This is a genomic window from Falsihalocynthiibacter sp. BN13B15, assembly GCF_041205415.1.
GTDB lineage: Bacteria > Pseudomonadota > Alphaproteobacteria > Rhodobacterales > Rhodobacteraceae > Falsihalocynthiibacter > Falsihalocynthiibacter arcticus.
In genome coordinates, this window is record NZ_JBGFCE010000087.1 from 1 (window position 1) to 478 (window position 478).

A 478-nucleotide genomic window follows, 5' to 3' on the forward strand; every position below is an offset into this window, starting at 1 on the left:
TGATGCCAACATTGCCGGCCCCATGTCGGCCTTGCTTGGCCTCGTGCATGGAGCCTTCGATGGGGACGCGCTGTTTTTCTCACGCGATTTGGTGATCGAGGGCAATACCGAGGCGGTTTTGGCGCTGCGCAATGCGATTGATGATGCGGAACTCGATATCGGCGCCGAATTGCAGGCGGTCTCGGGGCCTTTCGCCCGCCCCCTGCGCCGCGCGATTGATATCGCACAGGCGCGCACGGGGTTTAGCCTGACACGATCAGAAAACGAAGGGTTTTGAGAATGGAAATCGTTTGCCCTGCGGGCACTCCCGCATCCCTGCGCGCGGCCGTCAAAGCGGGGGCGCATACAATCTATTGCAGCTTTGCCGATGAAACCAACGCCCGCAATTTCCCCGGCCTGAACTTTGATCGCTCCGAAATGCGCGATGGCATCGCTTTTGCCCATAACCATGGCGCTAAAGTATTGATTGCAATCAATA

1 protein-coding gene and 1 pseudogene are annotated in these 478 nt (G+C 57.9%); both read left to right on the forward strand.

The genetic code is table 11. From position 1 onward, the window contains the following. Positions 1-277, forward strand: a 277-nt coding sequence (locus tag AB9F26_RS22285) for an SCP2 domain-containing protein (RefSeq protein ID WP_369769131.1), incomplete at its 5' end; no start/stop codon positions are given. 2 nt (positions 278-279) lie between these two features. Beyond that, positions 280-478 (forward strand): annotated as a pseudogene (locus AB9F26_RS22290) (U32 family peptidase); the annotation flags it as partial.